This window comes from Streptomyces sp. GL_141, from assembly GCF_057834385.1.
Genome location: NZ_CM174402.1, coordinates 554,099 through 575,819 on the forward strand (window position 1 = coordinate 554,099; position 21,721 = coordinate 575,819).

General features: G+C 73.6%; 23 protein-coding genes and 1 pseudogene. 9 read left to right on the forward strand and 15 right to left on the reverse strand.

Going from position 1 to position 21,721, the window contains the following annotated elements; translation table 11 throughout:
* The first annotated feature begins 149 nt into the window (after positions 1 to 149).
* The gene (locus AC3IX6_RS02380; protein ID WP_327302678.1) at positions 150 to 434 is read left to right on the forward strand and encodes a chaplin; all 285 of its coding nucleotides are present in this window, start codon (positions 150 to 152) and stop codon (positions 432 to 434) included.
* Between the two features lie 86 nt (positions 435 to 520).
* On the opposite strand, the gene AC3IX6_RS02385 is transcribed toward AC3IX6_RS02380, so the two are convergent.
* Together AC3IX6_RS02385 and AC3IX6_RS02390 are read right to left on the reverse strand one after the other, a co-directional pair.
* Positions 521 to 1,384 carry a tyrosinase family protein gene (locus AC3IX6_RS02385; protein WP_489368502.1) on the reverse strand — a complete coding sequence of 288 codons (864 nt, stop codon included), beginning with the start codon at positions 1,382 to 1,384 and terminating at the stop codon, positions 521 to 523.
* Positions 1,385 to 1,390: 6 nt separating this feature from the next.
* The gene (locus tag AC3IX6_RS02390) at positions 1,391 to 1,768 is read right to left on the reverse strand and encodes a tyrosinase family oxidase copper chaperone (RefSeq protein WP_489368503.1); all 378 of its coding nucleotides are present in this window, start codon (positions 1,766 to 1,768) and stop codon (positions 1,391 to 1,393) included.
* Between the two features lie 314 nt (positions 1,769 to 2,082).
* Here AC3IX6_RS02390 and AC3IX6_RS02395 point away from each other — a divergent pair, with 314 nt between their 5' ends.
* Positions 2,083 to 3,297: a hypothetical protein gene (locus AC3IX6_RS02395; RefSeq protein WP_489368504.1), complete on the forward strand. Its 1,215-nt coding sequence runs from the start codon at positions 2,083 to 2,085 to the stop codon at positions 3,295 to 3,297.
* Between the two features lie 10 nt (positions 3,298 to 3,307).
* Here the strand turns inward: AC3IX6_RS02395 and AC3IX6_RS02400 are convergent, their stop codons facing one another.
* From AC3IX6_RS02400 to AC3IX6_RS02410, 3 genes are all read right to left on the reverse strand, one after another.
* Positions 3,308 to 4,159 carry a YhjD/YihY/BrkB family envelope integrity protein gene (locus tag AC3IX6_RS02400; protein ID WP_489368505.1) on the reverse strand — a complete coding sequence of 284 codons (852 nt, stop codon included), beginning with the start codon at positions 4,157 to 4,159 and terminating at the stop codon, positions 3,308 to 3,310.
* 106 nt (positions 4,160 to 4,265) lie between these two features.
* Positions 4,266 to 4,877, reverse strand: coding sequence for a trimeric intracellular cation channel family protein (locus tag AC3IX6_RS02405; RefSeq protein WP_489368506.1), 612 nt, complete (start codon positions 4,875 to 4,877; stop codon positions 4,266 to 4,268).
* A 181-nt stretch (positions 4,878 to 5,058) separates the two neighbouring features.
* A complete protein-coding gene (locus tag AC3IX6_RS02410) occupies positions 5,059 to 5,661 on the reverse strand; it encodes a sigma-70 family RNA polymerase sigma factor (RefSeq protein ID WP_489368507.1) in 603 nt (200 codons plus the stop codon).
* Between the two features lie 86 nt (positions 5,662 to 5,747).
* Here AC3IX6_RS02410 and AC3IX6_RS02415 point away from each other — a divergent pair.
* A pseudogene (locus tag AC3IX6_RS02415) lies at positions 5,748 to 6,571 on the forward strand (alpha/beta fold hydrolase).
* Positions 6,572 to 6,586: 15 nt separating this feature from the next.
* Here the strand turns inward: AC3IX6_RS02415 and AC3IX6_RS02420 are convergent.
* From AC3IX6_RS02420 to AC3IX6_RS02430, 3 genes are read right to left on the reverse strand one after another with little or no spacing between them, the layout of a single operon-like run.
* The gene (locus AC3IX6_RS02420; RefSeq protein WP_489368508.1) at positions 6,587 to 7,711 is read right to left on the reverse strand and encodes an acyl-CoA dehydrogenase family protein; all 1,125 of its coding nucleotides are present in this window, start codon (positions 7,709 to 7,711) and stop codon (positions 6,587 to 6,589) included.
* On the reverse strand, positions 7,708 to 8,928 hold the full coding sequence (locus tag AC3IX6_RS02425; RefSeq protein ID WP_489368509.1) for an acyl-CoA dehydrogenase family protein: 1,221 nt from the start codon (positions 8,926 to 8,928) through the stop codon (positions 7,708 to 7,710). The genes AC3IX6_RS02420 and AC3IX6_RS02425 overlap by 4 nt, the downstream gene beginning before the upstream one ends.
* On the reverse strand, positions 8,925 to 9,923 hold the full coding sequence (locus AC3IX6_RS02430) for an NADPH:quinone oxidoreductase family protein (RefSeq protein WP_489368510.1): 999 nt from the start codon (positions 9,921 to 9,923) through the stop codon (positions 8,925 to 8,927). The genes AC3IX6_RS02425 and AC3IX6_RS02430 overlap by 4 nt, the downstream gene beginning before the upstream one ends.
* A gap of 301 nt (positions 9,924 to 10,224) precedes the next feature.
* Between AC3IX6_RS02430 and AC3IX6_RS02435 the strand changes: the two genes are divergently transcribed.
* Together AC3IX6_RS02435 and AC3IX6_RS02440 are read left to right on the forward strand one after the other, a co-directional pair.
* Positions 10,225 to 11,349: a hypothetical protein gene (locus AC3IX6_RS02435; protein ID WP_489368511.1), complete on the forward strand. Its 1,125-nt coding sequence runs from the start codon at positions 10,225 to 10,227 to the stop codon at positions 11,347 to 11,349.
* An 86-nt stretch (positions 11,350 to 11,435) separates the two neighbouring features.
* On the forward strand, positions 11,436 to 12,356 hold the full coding sequence (locus AC3IX6_RS02440; protein ID WP_489368512.1) for an SDR family oxidoreductase: 921 nt from the start codon (positions 11,436 to 11,438) through the stop codon (positions 12,354 to 12,356).
* Here AC3IX6_RS02440 and AC3IX6_RS02445 read toward each other — a convergent pair.
* Together AC3IX6_RS02445 and AC3IX6_RS02450 are read right to left on the reverse strand one after the other, a co-directional pair.
* Entirely contained in the window at positions 12,346 to 12,819 is a 474-nt protein-coding gene (locus AC3IX6_RS02445) for an SRPBCC family protein (protein WP_489368513.1), read from the reverse strand. The genes AC3IX6_RS02440 and AC3IX6_RS02445 overlap by 11 nt on opposite strands.
* Positions 12,816 to 13,409: a Rossmann-fold NAD(P)-binding domain-containing protein gene (locus tag AC3IX6_RS02450; RefSeq protein ID WP_489368514.1), complete on the reverse strand. Its 594-nt coding sequence runs from the start codon at positions 13,407 to 13,409 to the stop codon at positions 12,816 to 12,818. The genes AC3IX6_RS02445 and AC3IX6_RS02450 overlap by 4 nt, the downstream gene beginning before the upstream one ends.
* A gap of 86 nt (positions 13,410 to 13,495) precedes the next feature.
* Here AC3IX6_RS02450 and AC3IX6_RS02455 point away from each other — a divergent pair, with 86 nt between their 5' ends.
* Together AC3IX6_RS02455 and AC3IX6_RS02460 are read left to right on the forward strand one after the other, a co-directional pair.
* Positions 13,496 to 14,098 carry a TetR/AcrR family transcriptional regulator gene (locus tag AC3IX6_RS02455; RefSeq protein ID WP_489368515.1) on the forward strand — a complete coding sequence of 201 codons (603 nt, stop codon included), beginning with the start codon at positions 13,496 to 13,498 and terminating at the stop codon, positions 14,096 to 14,098.
* Positions 14,099 to 14,166: 68 nt separating this feature from the next.
* Positions 14,167 to 14,970, forward strand: coding sequence for a hypothetical protein (locus AC3IX6_RS02460; RefSeq protein WP_489368516.1), 804 nt, complete (start codon positions 14,167 to 14,169; stop codon positions 14,968 to 14,970).
* On the opposite strand, the gene AC3IX6_RS02465 is transcribed toward AC3IX6_RS02460, so the two are convergent.
* Together AC3IX6_RS02465 and AC3IX6_RS02470 are read right to left on the reverse strand one after the other, a co-directional pair.
* Positions 14,957 to 15,790 (reverse strand): enoyl-CoA hydratase/isomerase family protein, encoded by an 834-nt coding sequence (locus tag AC3IX6_RS02465; protein WP_489368517.1) that lies wholly within the window; start codon positions 15,788 to 15,790, stop codon positions 14,957 to 14,959. The two genes, AC3IX6_RS02460 and AC3IX6_RS02465, sit on opposite strands and share 14 nt — an antisense overlap.
* A gap of 23 nt (positions 15,791 to 15,813) precedes the next feature.
* Positions 15,814 to 16,578 (reverse strand): PIG-L deacetylase family protein, encoded by a 765-nt coding sequence (locus tag AC3IX6_RS02470; RefSeq protein ID WP_489368518.1) that lies wholly within the window; start codon positions 16,576 to 16,578, stop codon positions 15,814 to 15,816.
* 18 nt (positions 16,579 to 16,596) lie between these two features.
* On the opposite strand from AC3IX6_RS02470, the gene AC3IX6_RS02475 reads away from it, so the two are divergent.
* Complete coding sequence (locus AC3IX6_RS02475) at positions 16,597 to 17,418, forward strand: MBL fold metallo-hydrolase (RefSeq protein ID WP_489368519.1); 822 nt, start codon at positions 16,597 to 16,599, stop codon at positions 17,416 to 17,418.
* Between the two features lie 17 nt (positions 17,419 to 17,435).
* Here the strand turns inward: AC3IX6_RS02475 and AC3IX6_RS02480 are convergent, their stop codons facing one another.
* From AC3IX6_RS02480 to AC3IX6_RS02490, 3 genes are all read right to left on the reverse strand, one after another.
* Positions 17,436 to 18,776, reverse strand: coding sequence for an alpha/beta fold hydrolase (locus tag AC3IX6_RS02480; protein WP_489368520.1), 1,341 nt, complete (start codon positions 18,774 to 18,776; stop codon positions 17,436 to 17,438).
* A 170-nt stretch (positions 18,777 to 18,946) separates the two neighbouring features.
* Positions 18,947 to 19,801 (reverse strand): PaaX family transcriptional regulator C-terminal domain-containing protein, encoded by an 855-nt coding sequence (locus tag AC3IX6_RS02485; RefSeq protein WP_489371713.1) that lies wholly within the window; start codon positions 19,799 to 19,801, stop codon positions 18,947 to 18,949.
* A 38-nt stretch (positions 19,802 to 19,839) separates the two neighbouring features.
* Positions 19,840 to 20,478, reverse strand: a complete 639-nt coding sequence (locus AC3IX6_RS02490; RefSeq protein WP_489368521.1) for a GNAT family N-acetyltransferase — start codon at positions 20,476 to 20,478, stop codon at positions 19,840 to 19,842.
* Positions 20,479 to 20,600: 122 nt separating this feature from the next.
* Between AC3IX6_RS02490 and AC3IX6_RS02495 the strand changes: the two genes are divergently transcribed.
* Positions 20,601 to 21,668, forward strand: coding sequence for an alpha/beta hydrolase family protein (locus tag AC3IX6_RS02495; RefSeq protein ID WP_489368522.1), 1,068 nt, complete (start codon positions 20,601 to 20,603; stop codon positions 21,666 to 21,668).
* The last annotated feature ends 53 nt before the right edge of the window (positions 21,669 to 21,721 follow it).

The following is a 21,721-nucleotide window of genomic DNA, read 5'->3' on the forward strand; positions in this document are numbered from 1 at the left end:
CGGCAGGTGGTCCGGGATCACCGGGCAGTCGGCGATCACCGGCGGCCCATCGGCCGTGACCCTTGGGCTCTCTCCGCGTTGTATGCCATGTCAAACGCCGCAGCTTTCGTTGTCTGCGGCACCCCCAATTCCTTTCCTAGGAGATCTTGATGTCGCGTATCGCGAAGGCATTCGTCATCACCGCTGCCGCCGGTAGCGCCCTGGCCGCCGGTGCGGGTCTGGCGGCTGCCGATGCCGGAGCGCACGGTGCGGCGGTCGGCTCCCCCGGTGTCCTGTCGGGCAACCTGCTCCAGGTTCCGGTGCACGTCCCGGTCAACGTCTGCGGCAACACCGTCAACGTGATCGGCCTGCTGAACCCGGCGTTCGGCAACACCTGCATCAACGCGTCGGGCCACGACGGTGACCACCACACCGAGGGCAACTACGGCGGCTGATCGCCCGATGACCCGAAGGGCCCCCGCCGGACGGCGGGGGCCCTTCCTCGTGTCCTGGTGTTGCCGCTCGCCCAGGTCGCCGGGGCTCACTCGTAGCGGTAGATCCCCTGGTGGCCGAGCATCTCGCGCGGGGTAACGTCCCACGGCGGCATCGGCTCGTCGAGGGCGATCACCCGGCCGCGCTGGAGGTCACCGAGTGCGAGCGGGGCGGCGGGCAGGTAGCCGGAGGCCGGGTGCCGCTGCTGCCAGCGGTCCCAGAGCAGGTCCACGAAGGCGTGGTGCAGCCAGAAGGCCGGGTCGTTGGGGGCCGTGCCGCCGGTCATGTGGCCGCCGATCCACTGGTGCACCTTGTTGTGGTTGCGCCACTTCTCGCTCTTCGGGGCGGCCCAGCCCTCCAGCTTGTTGCGGAAGCCGCCGCGCCCGGCCGTCGAGTCCCAGGGGGAACTGTCGTACAGCGGGTCGTCCATCGCCCACTGGAGCTCGGCCGGGGTCGGCAGGCTGATCGGGTTCTGCGGCCGGCCCAGGTTGCGGGTGAGGAAGGCGGCCTCCGTAATGCCGACCGTGACCGTCCAGTTGCCCGTGCCGTAGGCGAACGGGCCGGTCATCACCTGGCGGTCGCTCGCGCGGCCGGTCCCGCCGAGGAAGTCCTCCGCCCACAGGGAGGAGGCCGGGCTGTTGTCGGTGGTCCAGTCCCAGTACGGGATGGTGACGCCCGCATCGACGGCCTGGAGCTGGCGTTCGAACTCCAGCAGGTAGCGCCGGTGCCAGGGGAAGAAGGACGGTGACATGTGCCCGACGCGCAGTTTGCGGTCCCGGTCGGGGACGAAGTACTTGTCGTGGGTACGGACGAACGCGTCGTAGGTGCCGTTGCGCTTGAGCTCGATCACGGCAGCCGTGAAGCGCTTCTTCTGCGCACTGGTCAGGTTCTTCTGGTTCTGCCGGGTGTACACGCCCTGCTACTCCTGTCCCCCGTGGTGTGCGGCGGCGAACGCCAGCTGGGTGGTGCCCAGTTCGTCGACCGCCGCGCGGGCCAGCTCCAGCGGGGTCGCGTAGGACTGGAAGTGGTTGATCCCGCTCAGGTACGTGCCGTCGGAGCGGCGCATGACGTGCAGGGCGCGGCCGTCGATGCGCACGGAGGTCCCCGCCGGGTCGACGGCGATGTGCCGGCCGCGGTACGTCTCCTCGCCCGCCGGGATCAGCGGGGCCGGTGTGAGCGTCTGCCGGGGTCGGCGGGCGCGCAGTACGGGGGCCAGCGCCGCGGCCGTGCCGGCGAACACGGCCGCGGTGAAGGCCGTACGGAGGACCGCGCGTCGGGTGAGTGGTGCTGCGTACATACGGTCTCCCTCGCTCGGTGGCCGGTGGCTACGGGTCTAACGCGGCGCGGCGGGCGAGGTCACCGAGTAGACCCCCACTGCCTCATGTGGTTGTAGGAGGAGAGGGTCGCCACCGGCGGCGCGGATCACCCGGTGGGCCCAACCGAACGCGCGGATCCGGCGGCCCTGTGTGTCCCATGGGACACACGCACGTCCTGTCGTGCCTCGTCCCCGGGAGTGCCATGAGCGTGCCGTCCGATTCCCCCGACGAAGTGTCCGCACCGGGTCGAACGGGTGCACGTGGCAGGCGGATCGTCCCGAGCTCGGTCTCGGCCGTGCTGATCACGCTCACCTGCATCCTCGTGCCGGTCTCCCTGCTCACCGTCTGGGTGCACGACATCGTGCTGGACACCGACCGCTACGTGTCCACCGTCTCCCCGCTCGCCTCGGATCCGGCGATCGAGGCGGCGGCCGTCCACCGCATCACCGAGGCCGCCGATGTCCGGGTCGACGGCGCCCAGGTCACGTCGGACCTGGCGAAGTGGCTGGAGGCCCAGGGGTTGCCGCCCCGCGTGGGGACGGCGGTCAAGGCGCTGGGTCCACAGCTGGACTCGGCCGCGGACGCGGCCGTCTCCAAGGTGGCGACCCGGTTCGTCGAGAGCGACCGGTTCGAGACCGTGTGGACCACCGCCAACCGTGCCGCGCACGCCGCGGTGGTGCACGCCCTGACCGGTGAGGGCCGCGGTGCGGTGGGGGTGGAGGGGGGCACCGTCACCCTCGATGTCGGCGCCGCCGTGGAAACCGTCAAACAGGACCTTGTGGAGGCCGGCCTGTCCCCGGCCGAGAAGATCCCCGATGTCGACAAGCAGATGGTGCTCCTGCAGTCCGAGAAGCTGGAGAAGATCCGGGGTGCGGTCCACCTGCTCGACGTCGTCGGCAACTGGCTGCCCGTGCTCACGGTGGTCCTCGGCGGCGCCGGAGTGCTGCTCGCCCGGCGCCGTCGGCGTGCCCTGGTGACCACGACGCTCGGTGCGGCCGCCGCTTGCCTCGTCTTCGGCATCGGGCTGGTCGTCGCCCGCCACTACTACCTCGACCACCTTCCGGCGCAGGTCCAGTCGCCGGCGGCGGCAGCGGCGGTCTTCGACACCCTGGTGCGGTTCCTGCGGGTGAGCATCCGGACCGCGCTGGTCCTCGGCGTCGTCGTGGCGCTCGGCGCCTACCTCTCCGGCGCGGGCCGCCTGCCGCGGGGCCTGCGCGGCGGCGCCGAGCGCGCGGCCGACTCCGCCGCCGGTTGGGGCGCCGCCCACGGCGTGCGCACCGGGCGGGTCGGCACCTGGGTGCAGGCGCAGCGGAGCCGGCTCACCATCGGCGTCCTGCTCGTCTGCGTGCTCGTGTTCGCGCTGTGGAACCACCCGACGGTGCTCACCGTCCTGTTGCTGGCCCTCGTCCTGCTGGCCGTGCTCGCCGTCCTCTCCCTGCTCGCGGCCGGTGGCCGCTGCGCCGACCGCGGTGACCGCGGTGAGCTCGCCGACCGCGCCGGACAGCGGTAGCCGCGCGTCGTCACGGCTTCTCGGGGTCCGCGGGCGTGCGGAGCCAGGCCGCCGGGAGCGGTTCGTGGGCCACCACGTACCCGACGGCGATGGCGAGGGTGACCACGATGAAGAACCCGATGAGCCAGGACAGCAGGACGAAGACCGAGCCGAGGCTGCCGAACTGCTGCAGACTGCGATCCACGGCATGGGGCATGTAGACCCTCGACGCCACGGTCAGGAGCTGCTCCCCGAACCCGGCCAGCAGCGCGCCGGGCAGCAGCGGCAGCCAAGGGATCCGGGAGCCGAGCAGCAGGTGCTGCGTCCACCACCACAGCAGGGTGCCGCTGACCACGGCGAGGGTGAAACCGGTGATCGGTCCGGTGCCGAACGCCGTCTGCACCAACCCCTGGAACAGCAGGGCGACGAGCCAGACGACGAGCCAGGCCAGCCACCGCCAGGCGGCGACCCGGGCCTTGGCCTTGGGCAGGTGCCAGGCGCGCTCGCACGTCTTCTGAAGGGCCCGGCTGCACGCGGTCGCCGACAGCAGCGTCACCACGATTCCCACCCCGCCGGTGCTCGCGACGGCCGTGGCATCGGCGGCGGTGTAGACCGACTGCACCTGGTCCAGTGCGGCGTCCGTGAGCCCCAGTGTCGTACGGATGGACGTGACCAGCTGTTGCTGGAGCCAGTCGGGTGCGAGTGCCGCGATGACGAAGATGGCCGGCACCGCGCCGAGGAAGGCCTGGGCCGCCAGCCTGGTCGCACAGTCCAGCACCCTGACCGTTGCGAGCTGCTCCAGGAGCCGGCCCAGCAGCGGGGTGTGCTTCCGCATCCACCGGGGGACGACGCGCAGGTGAGGGATCGTCTCCGGTACGGACACGCTGAGACTCCTCGGGGCGCGGTTCGCGGCGGCTGTGACCGCCCTTCCCGAGAACAATGCCGGAAAAGCCCGTTTTCAGCCTTTCGCCACACCCTCGACGGCGACGTCAGACCGCGGTGCGCTGGAGCCGGGGCAGGTGCAGATCGCGGAAGATCGCGGTCATGCGCAGGGCGAAGACGAGCCCGGCCGACACGACGATGTCGACGGTGTCCGGGACACCGGCCCAGTGCAGGCCGAGGTAGGAGAGCGCCCCGGCGAGCGCGGCCGTCGCGTACACCTCTTCGCGCAGCAGCAGCGGCGGGAACTCCCCGCAGAGCACGTCGCGGACGACCTCGCCGGTGACGCCCGTCAGGACGGCCAGGATGAGCACGGCGACGGGGGTGACGTGCGCGTCGATGGCGGCGCGGGCGCCGATCACGGTGACCACGGCGAGGCCGACGGCGTCGACGACCATCAGCGCGCGGTGCGGGAGCTCGCGGCGGCGCAGGTAGAGCATGGTGGCGACGGCGACGGTCCCGATGAGGACGAGCAGCACCCAGTCGTGGGTCCAGTAGAGCGGGTGCCGGCCGAGGATGAGGTCGCGCAGGGTCCCGCCGGAGATGCTGGCCGCGAAGGCGAGGACGAGCCCGCCGAAGGGGTCCATGTCGGCCCGGTGGGCGGCCAGGACGCCGGAGGCGGCGAAGGCGGCGATGCCGAGGAGGTAGAGGGCGTGCAGCATGGCGCCTCCTTCTGGGGCGGCGTACGGGGGGACCCGTAGAGGCTGCCCGATCCGATCGCGGGCCCGCATCGGCCGTTCGGCCGGAACGCGGCGCGTCGGCGCCTCGGTGCGTCGGCGCCTCGGCACGTCGGCGCCTCGGCACGTTGGCGCGCCACCGCGGCCGTGCGCGGCCCCCGTGCCGTCAGGCGCCGTCGCCGAGCCGGTCGCGCTGGATCCGGTGGGCGAGGGTGCGGCGCACGGAGGCCGGGGTGTCCGCGGTGGCCCCCGAGGGGACGTCGAGGCCGCGGCTGATCGCGTCGTACGCCTCCCGGTAGCCGCCGGGCAGGTCCTCCCGGTGCAGTCTCAGGTCCTCCTCGACGAGGCGGCGCAGCTCGTCGACGTCCCGGGGCGTGAAGCGCCGCTTACCCCGGGCGATGGCGTCGACGTGGCGGGCACAGCGCGCGGTGTCCGGGTACGCCTCGGCGATCTCCTCGGCCAGGCCCCACAGCCGCCCTTCGAGCCACGGGGCGTCACCCTGGTCGAGGGAGAGCCCGATCGGCGGGAGCGGGTCTTCCGCCTTGTACTTCGCCACCTGCTTCGACACGGCCGGCTGACTCATGGCGGTGAGCTGGGCGATCTTGTCCTGGGTCCAGCCGAGGCCCGTGAACACCTTGATCATCTCGGTGCGGAGCTTGCGCATCTCCTCGCCCGCGCGGATGACCTCGTTCATCTCCGCCAGCATCCGCCCGGCCTGCTCCTCCGTCAGCGACTCGGGGATCCGGCGCACGCCCTCTTCACCTGTCATAGCTCGGTTATACACCGGAACCGCACGCTGGGAACATGCGTCATAACCAGGTTGTACAACTGGGTTATGGCTGGCAGGCTACGTCCATGCCCACCTTCTGCGCCCCCGATGGAACCCGGCTCTCCTACCGCACGGCCGGAGACGGCGACCCGCTCGTCTGCGTCCCCGGAGGACCTACGGACTCCCGCTACCTCGGCGACCTCGGCGGCCTCTCCCGCCACCGCCGGCTGATCCTCCTCGACCACCGAGGCACCGGCCGGTCGGCGGTTCCCGAGGACCCCGCCTCCTACCGCTGCGACCGGCTCGTCGAGGACCTGGAGGCGCTGCGCGCACACCTCGGGCTGGACCGGACGGACCTGCTCGGCCACTCCGCCGGGGCGAACGTCGCCATGGGGTACGCGGCCCGGTACCCCCGCCACATCGGCAAGCTCGCCCTGATCGGACCGAGCACCCGGGCCGTCGGGATCGAGGTCACCGGCGCGACGCGGCTCGAACTGGCGCGGCTCCGCAAGGACGAGCCGTGGTTCCCGGCGGCGTTCGCCGCCCTGGAGGCCGTCTCCGCGGGTGCGGGCAGCGACTGGGACGCCCTCACCTCTTCTGCGGCCGGTGGGACGACGCGGCACGGGAGCACCACGCCGCCGGCCTGCCGGCCAACCGGGAGGCCGTCGCCCGCTTCGGCTCCGACGGCGCCTTCACCCCGCAGGCCACCCGGGCGGCGCTCGCCGCCTTCGGGGCACCCGTCCTGCTGCTCACCGGGGAGTTCGACCTGAACAGTCCCCCGCGCTCGACGGCCGAGCTCGCGGGGCTGTTCCCCGACGCCGCGCTCTCGGTGCAGGCCGGAGCGGGCCACTACCCCTGGGTCGACGATGCCGGACGGTTCGCGGCGGCCGTCGCGGCGTTCCTGGGGTAGCGGCCCGCTCGCCTCCTACGGCGCCGCAAGCTCGGCGAAGTCCGCGACCAGGCCCCGGTGGTGGCCGGCCGTGCCCAGGGCCAGGGAGTCGGCCTTGGCGCGCTTGAGGTACAGATGCGCGGGGTGTTCCCAGGTCATCCCGATGCCTCCGTGGAGCTGTACGCACTCCTCGGCGGCCCGGACCGCCACGCCCGAGCAGTAGGCCTGGGCCACCGCCACCGTGAGCGGCGCGTCGGCGGCTCCGGTCGCGAGGGCGTCGGCCGCGGCGCGGGCCGCCGCGCGGGCGGAGGCCACGTCCAGCCACAGCCGGGCGAGGCGGTGCTTGATGGCCTGGAAGGAGCCGAGGGGCCGGTTGAACTGGTGGCGGGTGCGCAGGTACGCCACCGTCTCCGTCAGGCACCACTCGGCGATCCCGAGCTGTTCCGAAGCGAGCAGCCCGGCCCCGGAGAGCAGCGCTCCGGCGATGGCCGCGCGGGCGGTGGCCGGGTCGGCGAGCCGGGTTCCGGTGGCTCCGTCGAGGTCGACGGTGGCCAGCGGGCGGGTCAGGTCCAGCGCCACCAGCGGGGTCAGCGAGACCCCCGCCGCGTCGGCCGGTACGGCGTACAGCCCGGTGTCGGCGAGGACCAGCAGCACGTCCGCGCAGACGGCGTCGGCGACGGAGCCGACGCTCCCGCCGAGCGAGCCCGACCCGGAGTCCCGGACCGGTGCCGGCAGGGGTGCGCCCGGGGCCAGCGTCAGGGGCAGCGCGGGCACGCAGACGCGGCGGCCCGCGGCGATCTCCCGCAGGAGGTCGGCGGACTCCGCGCTCTCGCAGCCGAGCAGGATCTCCGTCGCCAGGACCGCGCTCGTGAGGTACGGGACCGGCGCCGCGGCCCGGCCGAGCTCCTCCAGGACCACGGCCGCCTCCCGGTGGCCGGCCCCCTGCCCGCCCAGCTTCTCCGGTACGAGGAGTCCCGCCGCACCGATCCCGGCGGCGAGCAGCCGCCACAGTTCGGGGTCGTGGGGTCCGGCCCCCTCGATCCGGGCGAGGACGGCCGCGGCGTCGCAGCGGGCGGCGAGCAGGGACCGTACCGCCGTGCGGAGTTCCTCCTCGGTCTCGGAGTACAGCAGGTCCAGCGGAGCCGCGGCGGGAGAGCTCATCGGGCCAGGTCCTTCCAGGCGAGGTCCTTGTCGTCGCGCGGCTCGGCGGGCAGGCCGAGGACGCGTTCGGCGACGATGTTGAGGAGGATTTCGCTGGTGCCGCCCTCGATGCTGTTGCCCTTGGCGCGCAGGTAGCGGTAGCCGGCGTCGCGGCCGGTGAAATCGACGATCTCGGGGCGGCGCAGGGTCCAGTCCTCGTACAGCAGGCCCTCTTCGCCGAGGAGTTCCACCTCCAGCCCGCTGATCTCCTGGTTCAGCCGGGCGAAGGTCAGCTTCATGCCCGAGCCCTCGGGCCCGGGCTGGCCCTGGGCGAGCTGCTGGCGCAGCCGCTCTCCGGTCAGCCGGGCGACCTCGGCCTCGACCCAGAGCTCCAGCAGCCGCTGGTGCAGGTCGTGCGTCCGCAGCTCCGGCCGTTCGCGCCAGGCGGCGGCGACCGGGGCGATCATGCCGCCCTCGCGCGGGATCCGCATGCCGCCGATGGAGACGCGTTCGTTCATCAGGGTGGTGCGGGCCACCGCCCAGCCCTGGCCGACCTCGCCGAGGCGGTGGGCGTCGGGGATCCGGACGCCGGTCAGGAAGACCTCGTTGAACTCGGCCTCGCCGGTGATCTGGCGCAGCGGACGCACCTCGACGCCGGGGGCGGTCATGTCGCAGAGGAAGTAGGTGATGCCCTGGTGCTTGGGCAGCGCCGGGTCGGTGCGGGCGATCAGGATGGCCCAGCGGGCGGTGTGGGCGCTGGAGGTCCACACCTTCTGGCCGTCCACCACCCAGTCGCCGCCGGCCTCGCCCTTGCCATCGCCATCCGCCGCGCGGACCGCGCGGGTGCCGAGGGCGGCGAGGTCGGAGCCGGCGCCGGGCTCGCTGAAGAGCTGGCACCACACCTCCTCACCGAGCCACAGCGGGCGCAGGAAGCGGCGCTTCTGCTCCTCGGTGCCGTACGCGAGGATCGTGGGCGCGGCCATGCCGAGGCCGATGCCGATCCGGCGCGGGTCGTTGTCGGGGGCTCCGGCCGCCTCCAGCTCGGCGTCCACGACGGCCTGCAGGGAGCGGGGCGCACCGAGGCCGCCGAGGCCTTCGGGGTAGTGCACCCAGGCGAGTCCGGCGTCGAAGCGGGCCCCGAGGAACACCGCGGGTGCGGTGGTGGCGGGCGGGTGCGCGGCGAGCAGTTCCCGTACGCGGACGAGCAGTTGGTCGGCGGTGAGCGCGGCGGCCGTCATCGGGAGCCCCCTGCGGTGGGGGCGGGCAGCGTGGCGTCCAGGGCCGGTACGACGACCAGCCGGCCGGTGGTGGTCCCGTCGGCGAGGCGCTGTACGGCGTCGGCGGCTCCGGCGAGCGGTACCCGTTCGCTGACCAGCGGTTTGATGGAGCCGTCGGCGGCGAGCCGGGTGAGCTCGGCGTGGCAGGCGGCGATCGCTGCCGGGTCCTTGGCGGCGTACAGGCCCCAGTGGAGGCCGAGGATCGCGTAGTTCTTGACGAGGGCGTGGTTGAGCGCGGGCGCGGGGATGGTGCCGCTCGCGAAGCCGACCACGATGATCCGGCCCTCGAAGGCCACGCACTTGGCCGAGGCGGTGTAGGCCTCGCCGCCGACCGGGTCGTAGACCACGTCGGCCCCGCGTCCGCCGGTGAACTCCTTGACGCGGGCGACCAGTTCCTCACTGGTGCGGTCGATGACGAGATCGCAGCCGAGCTCCTCGGCGGCGCGCGCCTTGGCCTTGCCGCCGACGACCCCGATGACGGTGGCTCCGGCGGCCTTGCCGAGCTGGACGGCGGCGCTGCCGACCCCGCCGGCGGCGGCGTGCACGAGGAGGGTCTCGCCGGCCTGGATCCGGGCCCGGCGGTGCAGGCCGAACCAGCCCGTCTGGTAGCCGATGTGCAGGGCGGCCGCCTCGGCGTCGTCGAGGGTGTCCGGGGCGGGGAGCAGGGCGCGCGCGGGGGCGGTGACGTACTCGGCGAAACCGCCGTGCGGCAGGCTCGGGTTGGCGATGACGCGGCGGCCGTCGTCGGTCTCGCCGCAGATCTCGACGCCGGGGGTGAAGGGGAGCGGCGGGCGGATCTGGTACTGGCCGCGCACGAGCAGCGCGTCGGGGAAGTTGACGTTGGCGGCGAGCACCTTGAGCCTCACCTCGCCCTCGCCGGGGACCGGTTCGGGAACCTCTTCGAGGCGCATGGCCTCGCGGGGCTCGCCGGGGGTGTGTACTCGCCATGCCTGCATCCGGGGCCTCCAGCCGCCGACGGGAACCACGCCTCGCGGGCATACTAAGCGGTCGCTTGCACTGCTGTGAACCGGTGGGACCGGACGAGAACCCCGAATCCGGTCCGTGGATCCGGATCCTCCGCAACCACTGCCGTAAATCCGGCCACTTCCGCTACACCTTCGGGCAGCATGTGGCGTGCACGTGTCACGAATTGACGGGGAACGGCACGCGTCCGTGCGTACGCGCGTCCACTCCACGCGTACGCGCACCCACGCGTACGCAGCTCCACGCGTCCACGAGTCCAGGGGGAACCGCCGCATGAGAAGAAGCACGTCCGCGACCGCTGCCGCCGCCGTCCTGGCGGGTCTGGTCACCGCGGCGGGCCCGGTCGCGGCCGCCGAGGCGAAGTGCACGCCGAAGATACAGGTACTGGGACATCTGGCGCCCGACACCTACGTCCCGGACACGACGCCGACGCAAGGGGTCCTGGACCTCGGTCCCGGCCGTCTCTCCGTCGGCGTCTCCGGCGGCAAGCCGGTGTACTGGACCGGCACCAGGCTCCACCGGGTCCCGCTGGGCGACGCCACCCGCACGGGCGAGGTGATCGCCGTCAACCGGAGCGGGCTGATGCTGGGCCGGGTGACCGGTGAGACCGGCTACCTCTTCACCTACCGGGCCGGGGACCCGGCGGTCACCCCGCTGCCGGGAAGCGGCCGGCCGGGCATCGAGGCGGACGTCAACGACGCCGGATACGTCGTCTCCACCACCGCACAGGGGACCGGCACGGTCTGGAAGGACGGCCTGAAGGTGCGGGAGCTCCCGCTGCCCGCCGACAGCGGCCCCGGGACACGCATCAGGATGGTCACCGCGGTCAACACCGCGGGCGACGTCCTGGGGCTGGTGGAGCAGGACTACGAGGTGCCCGAGACGGGCGAGCACAAGTGGTGGAACCATCCGCTGATCTGGCCCGCGGACGGCTCGCCGGCCCGGGCCCTGGCGCCGAGCGGCGCCGGCGGGTTCGAGGACAGCTACGTGCAGGACATGGACGAGAGCGGCCGGGTGGTGGGCTACGACTGGCTCGGCCCGTGGCACGAGTACAAGCCGTTCGTCTGGACCCCGCCGCACACCGGCCCCGCCTCCTCCCCCGGGGTGCTGAGCACGCACCCGTACGGCACCTTCGAGGCGATCAGCCCGACGACCGGCGTGAGCGTCGGCACGGCCAAGTTCCACCCGGAATCGCAGACCCTGCCCGACCAGGCACAGCTGTGGCCCGGCTCCGGTCCGGTCCTCGCGCTCCCCCGGCTCTCGCCGAACGGCGCCAGCACGGCGGAGGCGGTCTCCGACGGCGACCGGGTCGGCGGATCGGCCGTGAACGCGAACGGCAAGCTCAGGCCGGTCGTCTGGACCTGCGCGAGCGAGCAGGCGTACCTGCCGCAGCCGTAGGCCCGGGGAAGCGGCCCGCGGGCCCGGGCGAGCGGCCGCCGTCCGGGCCATGGCGATCTGAGCGTGCGCACGCTATCGATGGCCGCATGAAAAACATCGATGGCCGACCGGAAAACCCGCTGCGCGGCCTGCCCGCACCCCCGCCACTCGGTTCGGCCGCGCTGCCGCCCGGTACGTTCACCGGCCGGGCGGTGCTCGTGACCGGCGGCGGGACCGGGCTGGGCAAGGCCATCGCCACCGAGTTCGCGCGGCTCGGCGCGGACCTGGTGATCGCCGGCCGCCGGATCGAGCAGCTGAAGTCCGCTCAGGAAGAGCTGGCGGCCGTCCCCGGAGCGGGCCGGGTGACGGCCGCCGTCTGCGACATCCGCGATCCCGAACGGGTCGCCGAGGTCTTCGACGCGGCCGGGGCCGCCTTCGGCGGGGTCCCGGACGTGCTCGTCAACAACGCTGCCGCCAACTTCCCCTGCCCGGCCGAGGACTTGTCCCCGAACGCCTGGCGGGCGGTGGTCGACATCACGCTGACCGGCACCTGGTTCGTGACGCGGGAGTTCGGCCGCCGCCACCTCGCCGCGGGCAGCGCCGGGTCCATCGTGAACATCGGCGCCTCGTACGCCTGGACCGGCGGGCCCGGCTACGCGCACAGCGCCGCCGCCAAGGCCGGGGTGAAGAACCTCGTCGAGACCCTCGCCGTCGAGTGGGGCCCGTACGGCATCCAGATCAACGGCCTGGTACCCGGGCTGTTCCCGCACCCTGACATGACCGAGGACATCCGGGGCGGCCTGGAGCGGGCCGCCCCGGACGGCAAGGACGCCCGGCAGCCCGCCCTGCGGGTCGGCGCGCCGCGCGAACTGGGCTGGGCCGCCACCTTCCTGGCCTCGCCCTACGCCCGCTTCATCACCGGGCACACCCTGGTGGTGGACGGGGCGAACTGGCAGCGGCGCTCCCTCGTGAACCCCGAAGTGGTACCGGTCCGCGAGCAGTTGGGCCGGGGGCCGTTCACTCCGTGAAGCGCCCCCGGAGCGCGGCCAGCCCGCCGCCGTAGGTCCCCTCGCCGAAGATCTCCTCGACCTGGGCGGCGACTTCCTCGTCGGCGAGGTAGCGGGCGGACCAGACGATCTCGCTGCCGAGCGGGTGGGGGCGTACGGCCAGGGTGGCGACGTACTCCCGGAGCGGGAGCAGGCTCTCCACCACGGCGTACGAGTACACGCGCGCGGCGGGGTCCCGGGCGAGCAGCTCCTCGCGGGCGACGACCGTCCCGTCGATGCTGAAGACCCGTACGGCTCCCGGCCGTTCGGCGTCGCCACCGCCCTCGATGGCGGCCTTCGGTACGTACGGGTGCCACGCGTCGAGCGCGCCGAACCGGCCGACGAGCTCCCAGACGGCATCCGGGGCGGCCGGGACGACGGCGGTCCGGACGAGTTCGCGGGCGGTCACGACAGGTCCGGAGTCCCCGGACCGGTCGGCGCTCACCAGGCACCGTCCCCGCGCAGTACGGCGTCGGCCCCGCCGTCGATGAAGACGACCTGGCCGGTGACGTGGGTGTTGTCGGGGGCGGTGAGCCAGTCCAGCAGCGGTGCGACCTGTGCGGCGGTGGCGTGGCCGTGCAGGGGCATCGGAACGCTCGCGTCGACCACCTCGCGCATGGCGGCTTCGGCGGCCGCTTCCTCGTCGCCGGCCAGTGCGGCGTCGACGATGGCGGGGTCGGCGGGGTGGATCGAGGCCACGGAGGAGCCGACGACGGCGCGGGGGGCCGATCCCGCGGCGAGCAGCGGGCGCAGGCCCTCCAGGGTGGCCACGGCTCCGAAGTGGTTGACCCGGACGGTCAGCGGATCGAAGGCGGCGATGCCGGCGCAGGCGACGACGGCGTCCAGGCGGCCCCCGGTGAGGCCGGTGGCGGCGGCGACGAGGGCGGCGCGGCCCGCGGCGGTGGCGAGGTCGGCCTCGATGTCGGCGCCCTTGAGGTCGGCGCCGATGACGGTGTGGCCCTGGGCGCGCAGCCGGTCGGCGGTGGCGCGGCCGATGCCGGAGGCGGCTCCGGTGACGAGGTAGGTACGAGTCATGGATGGCACGGCACGTCTTTATGGCACAACATGCCACAGTGCGATCGTGTGGCACATTGGCCCCATCTACCCCTGGAGGTGTTGCGGTGAGCACGGCGAGTACGGGCCGCCCGTCGTTGACGGAGCGGCGCAGGGAGACCACCCGCTACGAGATCGCGGAGGCCGCGGCCGCGCTGTTCTCGGAACGGGGGTACGAGGCCACGACGGTCGACGACATCGCGCGGGCGGCCGGCATCTCGCTGCGCACCTTCTACCGGTACTGCCCGGCCAAGGAGGACGCCCTGACCCCGGTCCTCACCGCGGGGGTCGCCACCCTGGTCGAGGAGCTCGCCCTGCGCCCCGCGGCGGAGCCCCTCACCGAGGCCGCGCAGGCCGCCTTCACCATCGCGACGGCGGGCGCGCGCTACGAGGAGCCCGGGCAGACGGTCCGCCTCATCCAGGTGATGAGCCGCGTCCCGGAGATCCGCCTGCGCTGGCTGGCGGCCGCCCGCGCGATGCAGGACCGCCTCGTACCGGTCCTCGCCGCCCGTACGGGCCGCCCCGAAGCCGCCCTGGAGACCCGCCTCTTGGCGGCCGTCCTCATCGACGCGGTCACCGTCGCCCTCGAACACTGGGCCGCCGAAGACGGCCGCGACCCCCTCCCGGCGGTCTCCGCCCGCGCCCTCGCCCTGCTGCGCCTGGAGGAGTAGCGGGGGGCCGGTCGCCGCTGGACGGGGGGCGTGCCCGGTTGTCAGTGGTCCGGTGCACCATGGACCGCATGTCCCACGCTGATCTGACCCTTGACCGGTGGCGCTCGCTCGCCCTGCCGGACGTCCACCGGTTCGCCCGGGAAGCCGCCGGCCTGGTGGGTGCCCGGGTGAGCCTCATCGATGCCGTCCCGCACCTCGGCGGCCCGCTCCACCGCGTGTTCGTCGAGCGGGACGGGCGGGAGTTCGCCCTGATACCCGGGGGACGGGTCCGCCTCGGGTTCGATCTGGACGCCTGGGAGCCGACCCCGGAGCAGACCGCCGACTTCGAGTCGAGCCTGGCCGAGGAGTACGGCTACGGTCCCGATCTCAAGTCCCACCTGGCCGAGTTGCTGAGCCCGCCCCGGACCGTCACCCTGGCGACGGTGTTCATGGCCGTGGAGAACGAGCCGCTCGCCGAACTCCCCGCCGACATGCCCGCGGTGCTCGCGGGGCGCGGACTGCGGATGCCCGGCGCCGACGAGTGGGAACACGCCTGCGGGGCCGGTGCGCGCACCCTCTTCCGGTGGGGCGACACCTGCCCGATCGGCGAACCCTCCTACGGCAGCGGCACGTTCGCCCCGCGGTGCCAGCCCAATGCCTTCGGTCTGCGCATCGCCCACGACTCGTACGCCGCCGAGCTGAGCGACGACCCCGGCGCCGTCCACGGCGGGGACGGCGGCGAGTCCGTGTGCGGCGGGTACGGGGACCTGTGGGCCTGGCTGACGCTGGCCACGGCGAACCGCAACCCGGCGATGGCCGAGCTCGCGTACGGCCCGGAGGGCGAGTCCGCCTGGGAGGCGTTCTCCGTCCGGCCGGTTCTCAGCCTCCGGTGAAGTGCGGGGGGCGGCGGGCCGCTTTGGCGGTGTAGCCCTCGCGGGAGTCCTCCGAGGTGAGGGTGAGGGCCGCCGTCATCGCCACGCGGTCGAGGGCCGCGGGCAGGGCGGCGTCCGCGTAGGAGTCGATCGCGCGCTTGATGCCCTGGACGGCGAGCGGGGCGTTGGCCGCGATCTCCGCGGCGAGGGCGCGGGCGACCGCCTCCAACTTCTCGGTGGGCACCACCTGCTGGACGAGGTTCAGGCGCTCGGCGGTCCGGGCGTCGATGCGACGGCCGGTCAGCGCCAGGAACTTGGCCCAGCCGGCGCCCGCCTCGCGGGCGATGCGCAGGTCGCCGCCCGCGTCCACCGCCACCCCCAACTGGGCCTCGGGCAGGGCGAAGACGGCGTCCTGTGCGGCGACCCGGATGTCCGCCATCAGGGCCAGTTCGAAGCCGAAGCCCAGGCAGTACCCCTGCACGGCCGCCACGACCGGCTGCGGAAGCCGGGCCAGGACCGCGAAGCGTTCGTGGACCCAGCGGATGCCCTCGTAGTAGTTGCGGTTGCGCTCCGCCGCCGAGCCGCCGGTGATCGCGCCGCCGGGGGCCGTCACGTCGATGCCCGCGCAGAACGCCCGGCCCTCGGCCCGCAGCAGGACCACCCGTACGGCGGGGTCGAAGCGGATCCGGTCCGCGAGCAGGCCGAGCTGGCGCGTGGACTCCCAGCTCCAGCCGTTGAGCTTCTCCGGCCGGCAGAGGGTGAGTTCCGCGATCCCGTCCGCGACGTCCAGACGGATCCGTTCCTCACCCTCCGCGATCTCCGTGCTGATGGTGTCGATCACGCGGACACCCTAGGTCGCCCCGCTCAGCGCGGGAAGACCTCGAACGCCACTGCCGGACGGCCGCCGAACCGGGCCGCCGCCTGCTGCGCGTTGCCCGTCAGGAAGGTGCGGACGTACGTCTCCGGGTCCTCGTCCGTCAGCGCCGCGATGTACGCCTTGTGTTCCATCAGGGACTTCACCGAACGTTCCAGGCCGGGGCCCGCGTCGGCCGCGTGCGTGGGCGTCGTGGTGCCGGACACCGCCACCCAGCGCACCCCGTTCCACGGCTCCAGGCCCTGTTCCGTGAGGAGTTCGGGGAAGATCCAGCGGTTGCCGGCGTCGCCCGCCGCGTCCAGCGTGGCCCGGCCGACCGCCTTGTGGTCCGGGGTGTTCCAGTATCCGCCGCCCTCGGCCCCGCCCCACGTGTCCCGGTGGTTCATCGTGATCACCAGCTCGGGGCGGTGGCGCCGGATGGCCGCCGCGATGTCCCGGCGCAGGTCCAGGCCGTACTCGAGGACCCCGTCGCGGTGGTCGAGGAACTCCACCGTGGGCACGCCGACGACGGCCGCGCTCGCCCGCTGCTCCGCCTCGCGCAGCGGGGCGCACGCGGCGGGGTCGATGGTGTCGATGCCGGCCTCGCCGCGCGTGGCGAGCAGGTAGACGACCTCGCGGCCGCCGTCCGTCCAGTCCGCGATGGCCGCGGCGCAGCCGTACTCCAGGTCATCCGGGTGTGCGACGACGGCCAGCGCACGCTGCCAGTCGGTGGGCATGGGCTCCAAGGGGGCGGGCCCGTCCAGTCGTTCGTTCATAGGTCGCACAATAGGCGCATGGATGCTCAGGGGCAGGTGGTGGCCCTGCTCGACGCCACCGGGTCGTTCTTCGAGTCCGCGGTCACGGCTTTCCCGGGGGCGGGCGCCGCCGCCTGGGAGCGGGCCGCGCTGCTCGATCCGGGCGCGGCCGGGCCGGACGGCTCCTGGCGGCTGGACTTCCGGTGCTTCGCCGTGTCCCGGCCGGGCGGCCGCTGGGTGCTGATCGACGCGGGCGTCGGCCCGGCACAGGGTCCGGCGGCCGGCTGGGCCCCGGTACCGGGCCGGCTGCCCGCCGCGCTCGGGGAGGCCGGGATCGCCCCGGCCGACGTGGAGGCGGTGGTCCTGACCCACCTGCACGAGGACCACACCGGCTGGACCCAGGACGCGGCCGGCCGGCCCTTCTTCCCCGACGCGCGGTACCTCGTACAGAGCGCGGAAGTCGCGGCCCTGGACCGGGCGGATCCCGTGTGGGACTGGACGGTGGCCCCGCTGCGGGCCACCGGGCAGCTCCAGGAGGTGGCCGGACAGCACCGGCTCGCTCCCGGCATCACCCTGCTGCCGACTCCCGGGCACACGCCCGGCCACCAGTCGGTGCTGGTGGAAGGGAGGGCCGGGCCCGGCGGCGGGAGCCGGGACCGGGACGTCCTCGTCACCGGTGACGTACTGGTCCACGCGGTGCAGCTGGCCGATCCGGCGGTCCCGTACTCCCACGAACGCGACCGGGCCGCCGCCCGCGCCTCGCGGGAGGAGCTCCTGGCCCTGGCCGTCCGCCGCCACGCCCTGCTGGCCACCGCGCACCTGACCCGGGCCTTCGTGGAACCGCCCGGAGCGGGGCGCTGAGGCGGCCGGTGGGCCGCTCAGGCCTCGTCGCGTACGAGGGCCAGCAGCCGGTCCAGGACGCGCGGGCCCGAGGCGCGTACCCCGTCGTGCTCGAACTCGTCCGTCACCCAGGTCTTCAGGCCGCGGATCGCCCGGGCGGTGGCCAGGGAGTGCGCGGTGTCCACGTACATGTCGTCGTGGTAGACGGCCGCGGCCACCGGCACCTCGTTGACGGCGAGCCGCGCCCTGTCGTACAGCGGGGTCCAGCCGGTGCGCGCCATCAGCAGTTCGGCGGTCTCGCGCAGCGGGGCGAGCGCCGGGTCGCAGTCGAAGTGCCAGGGGTGGATGGTCTCGCCGGTGAAGTACAGCGGGTCCGCGCCCGCGAGGGTCTTCGCGGCGTCGAACCGCGGGTGTCCGGAGCGGACCCGCTCGGCGGCCCAGCCGATGGGCGCGCCCGGGTCCTGGGCGTAGATCGCCTCGTGGACCAGGGCGTAGAGGGGGTGCCCGGCGAAGGAGAGCTGGGCGTGCACGGCCTCCAGGAAGGCGTCGGAGAGGGCGGGCCCGTCCGGGGTGGGGACGAAGGCGTCCTCCAGCAGGTAGTGCAGCTGGTGGCTGCCGTCGGAAACGCCGAGGAGCAGACCGAGGGACTGGAAGGCCTCGGCCGTCAGCAGGTATCCGCCGGGGAGTTCGGCCGGGCGCTCGACGAGGTGGGCGGCGATGCGGCGGGCCCGCTCCACGTCCATGGGGTAGCGGGCGTAGTGTGCCCGGTTCTTGCGCTCGACACGGGGGTACGCGGCTTCGTACACCTCGGCGGCGGTGGCGTCGAGGGAGGGCAGCCCGCCGGTGATGAGGGCGGCGGCCAGCCCCTCGGGGGCGGCGCCCAGGTAGTGGGTGACGCAGAAGCCGCCGAAGCTCTGGCCGAGGACCGTCCAGGGCGCGCCGCCGGTGAGGAGCGGGCGGATGGTCTCGGCGTCGCGCACGATGGAGTCGGCGCGGAAGTGTGCGAGGTACTCGGCCTGCTGCGCGGGGCCGCCGCGCAGCGGCAGGGTCTGCCGGTTGACCGGGGTGGAGCGGCCGGTCCCGCGCTGGTCGAGCAGCAGCACCCGGTACTCGGCGAGGGCCCGCTCCAGCCACGCCTGCCGGCCGACGAACCGGCGGGCGCCGAAGCCGGGTCCGCCCTCCAGGTAGAGCATCCAGGGCAGGGACTCCGGGTCCTTGCCGGTGGCGACCAGTTCACGGGCGTACAGCTCGATCCGCTCGCCGTCGGGGCGGGCGTGGTCGAGCGGGACGGTGAAGTGGTGGTCGGTGAGGACGACACCGGGCTGGCGGTAGCTGCCGGCGGCGGCGCTCTCGGCGGGCACGGGGTTCACGGAGGTCACGGGAGGTCCCTGGGGTCGGCGCGGTGCGGTGGTGTACGCGGCAGCCGTCCCGGGGCCGGTGGGTGGTGACGAACCGGAACGACGGGCCCGCCCGAGCTTACGCGAGGCCCGTGCGTCCGCCGCTTGCCGGAGGCGGTACGCGTCGACGTGCGCGCCCTCCGTCCCGCGCCTCAGCGCGCGGCCCTGTCTGCGGCTTCCCGGGCGATGTCGGCGTACAGGCGGAAGAGGGTGGGGCGGGCTGCGCCGCCGTCTCGTTCGTGTCGTTCGCCCAGGGCCGCCCAGCACCGGGCGATGAGCTCCCGGGACTGGGTGCCGGGCCAGGGCTGGGGCAGGAGCTGAGGCGGCAGCAGCGGGTCGGGCTCCATGGCGCGGGTGAGTTCGGCGGCGAGCTCGACCGCGATGGTGAGGAGTTCGGGCGGGGAGATTCCGGCGGGGCCGGTGAGCCGGGCGAGGCGGGGCCGGGCGATGCCGCCGAGGCGGTGGTAGCGGTCGGCGATCTCGTGGAGGGACCACAGGCGGCGGGCGAGTTCGACGGGCTCTCGGGTGTCGCCCTTGCGCAGGTCTGTCGTGGTGAGAAGGGTGAGCGAGCTCTGCGCGCCGAGGCGGTGGGCGGCTTCCTCGACGTACGGTTCCCAGGCGTTGGCGCAGACGTACAGTCCGCCCTGGAGCGGGGCGCCGCCGAGGTGGACGAGCGTCTCGCGAAGGGCGTCCCGGGCCGCGCGCGCCGATTCGGGCACCGCGAAGGCGGCCAGGTGCCAGACTCCGTCCCAGGGAGCGAGCCCGGCGTCTTGCCGGAACGCGTGCCGGAGGAAGTCCGCGTTCGGGGCCAGGGCGCGCGTGGTGTCCGCGGTCGCGTGCAGTTCCGCCTTGCGGCCACGGCCCTCGTGGGTGAACCGGCCCTCGGCCACGAGCCGTTTGACGCACAGCCGCACCTGCTGGTCGCTCATGCCCAGGGTGTTGGCGACGGTGTAGAGCTCGTCCGCGCCGACGCTGCCGTCCTCGCGGATCAGCGCGTGGACGAGCATGCGGGTGGGGACCTCGACGACGTGGTCCGATTCGGCGCTCACAGTACTTCGGCCCCTCTCGTTGCGACGGCGCGCCGCATGGTGGTCACCGCGCCGAACCCCAGCAGACCGCGCAGGTAGGGCGTGCGCGCGGTCCGCACGGCCGTGAAGCCGCGCCGTTCGTACAGGGCCCGGGCGCGCGGATTGACGTCGATCACGTCCAGTCTGATCTCCCGGCAGTGCCGCTCCGCCGCGACGGCGGCCACTTCCTCGATGAGCAGGCTCCCGACGCCGCGGCCGCGCATGGCCGGGTCCACGGCGATGCCGTCCATGACGAGCTGTCCGGGAGCCGGGTGGCGTTCGAACAGGGCGAGGAGCAGGAGTCTGGGCAGCCCCCGCAGGTGTCCGTACGCGCGCAGCACGGCGGAGGCCGATCCCCCGGTGAGGGCACGGCCGCCGAGCTGGTAGCCGGCGAGGCCGACGAGCTGCCCGTCGAGCAGCGCGCACACGGCGCGATCGGCGTTCAGGTGGGCGGCGATGAAAGGCACCGCCTTGTCCGGCGGGTTCAGCGCGGGGCCGAGTTTGCGGCCGAAGGCGTCCCAGTACATCTCGGCCGCCCGCCGCTCGGCGCCGGCCGGAAGGCCCCGCCGGACCGTCACCGGTCCACCGGTACCGCTGTCCGTCACGTCCCGTCCCATGCCTCTCCCCCTCGTCTCGCTCCCACCTTCAACCCTTCACCTCAAAACTATCACCTTTACGGCGACCGTTCTTATTCTGATAGTTTCAGGTCGGCTCACCCGAACAGAGGCGGTCAGATCCCATGCGCACAAAGACCCAGCCGCGCCGACGGCGCGGGCTCCGCACAGCCGTGTGGTCACTCGTCACGGCCCTGGTCGTGGCCACCGGCCTCGTCGGCGTGGTGCTGTGGCAGCACTCCTACGCCATGGACGAGCAGCGGGTGTCGATCCGCCACGGCGGCCACACCCTCGACGGAGTACTGGCCACCCCCAAGGACGGCCGCAAGCGCCACGGCCTGGTCGTGTACGTCCACGGCGACGGCCCCGTCGACGCCACCCATGACGACGGGTACAAGCCCCTGTGGGAGGCGAACGCCAAGGCCGGCTACGCCTCACTGTCCTGGAACAAGCCCGGCATCGCGGGCGCGCCCGGGAACTGGCTCGGCCAGTCCATGGACGACCGGGCCGACGAGGCGGCCGCCGCCATCGCCTGGGCCCGCACCCGCCCGGACATCGACGCCGACCGGATCGGACTCTGGGGCGTCAGCCAGGCGGGCTGGGTCCTGCCGAAGATCGCCGCCAGAACACCCATAAGCTTCGTCATCGCCGTCTCGCCCGCGATCAACTGGCTCCGGCAGGGCCGCTACAACCTCCTCGCCGAGCTGCGCGCCGACGGCGCGTCAGCAGCCCGCACCCACGCGGCGATCGCCAGGAGCGACGCCACCCGAGGACTGCTGGAACGGCACGCGACCTTCGAGGAGTACGTCCAGACCATGGGCGGCGACGCGGACGGCATGACCGCCGACCGCTGGGGCTTCATCTCCAAGAACCACACCGCGGACGCCACCCAAGACCTTCGCTCCCTGCGCGGCGTACCGGTACTGCTGGCCCTCGCGGGTCATGACATCAACGTGGACACCGCCGACACGGAGCGCGTCTACCGCGAGGTACTGGATCCGGGCGGCGCCTTGACGGCCGAGCGCTACCCGGACGCGACCCATTCATTCCTCAAGCAGTCCATCGAGCGGTCGGACCTCAAGGTCACGCTCACCGCGCTCTTCTCGCCCCGCTCGCTCTTCGCGGACGGATTCCTGGACGGCCAACGACAGTTCCTCAAGCGCCTCGACCAAGGCGGCAACACCACTCCGTGACCGCGGACCTCGTGCGCAAGACGCTCCGTCAGAGGATCCCCGCTCATGAACTC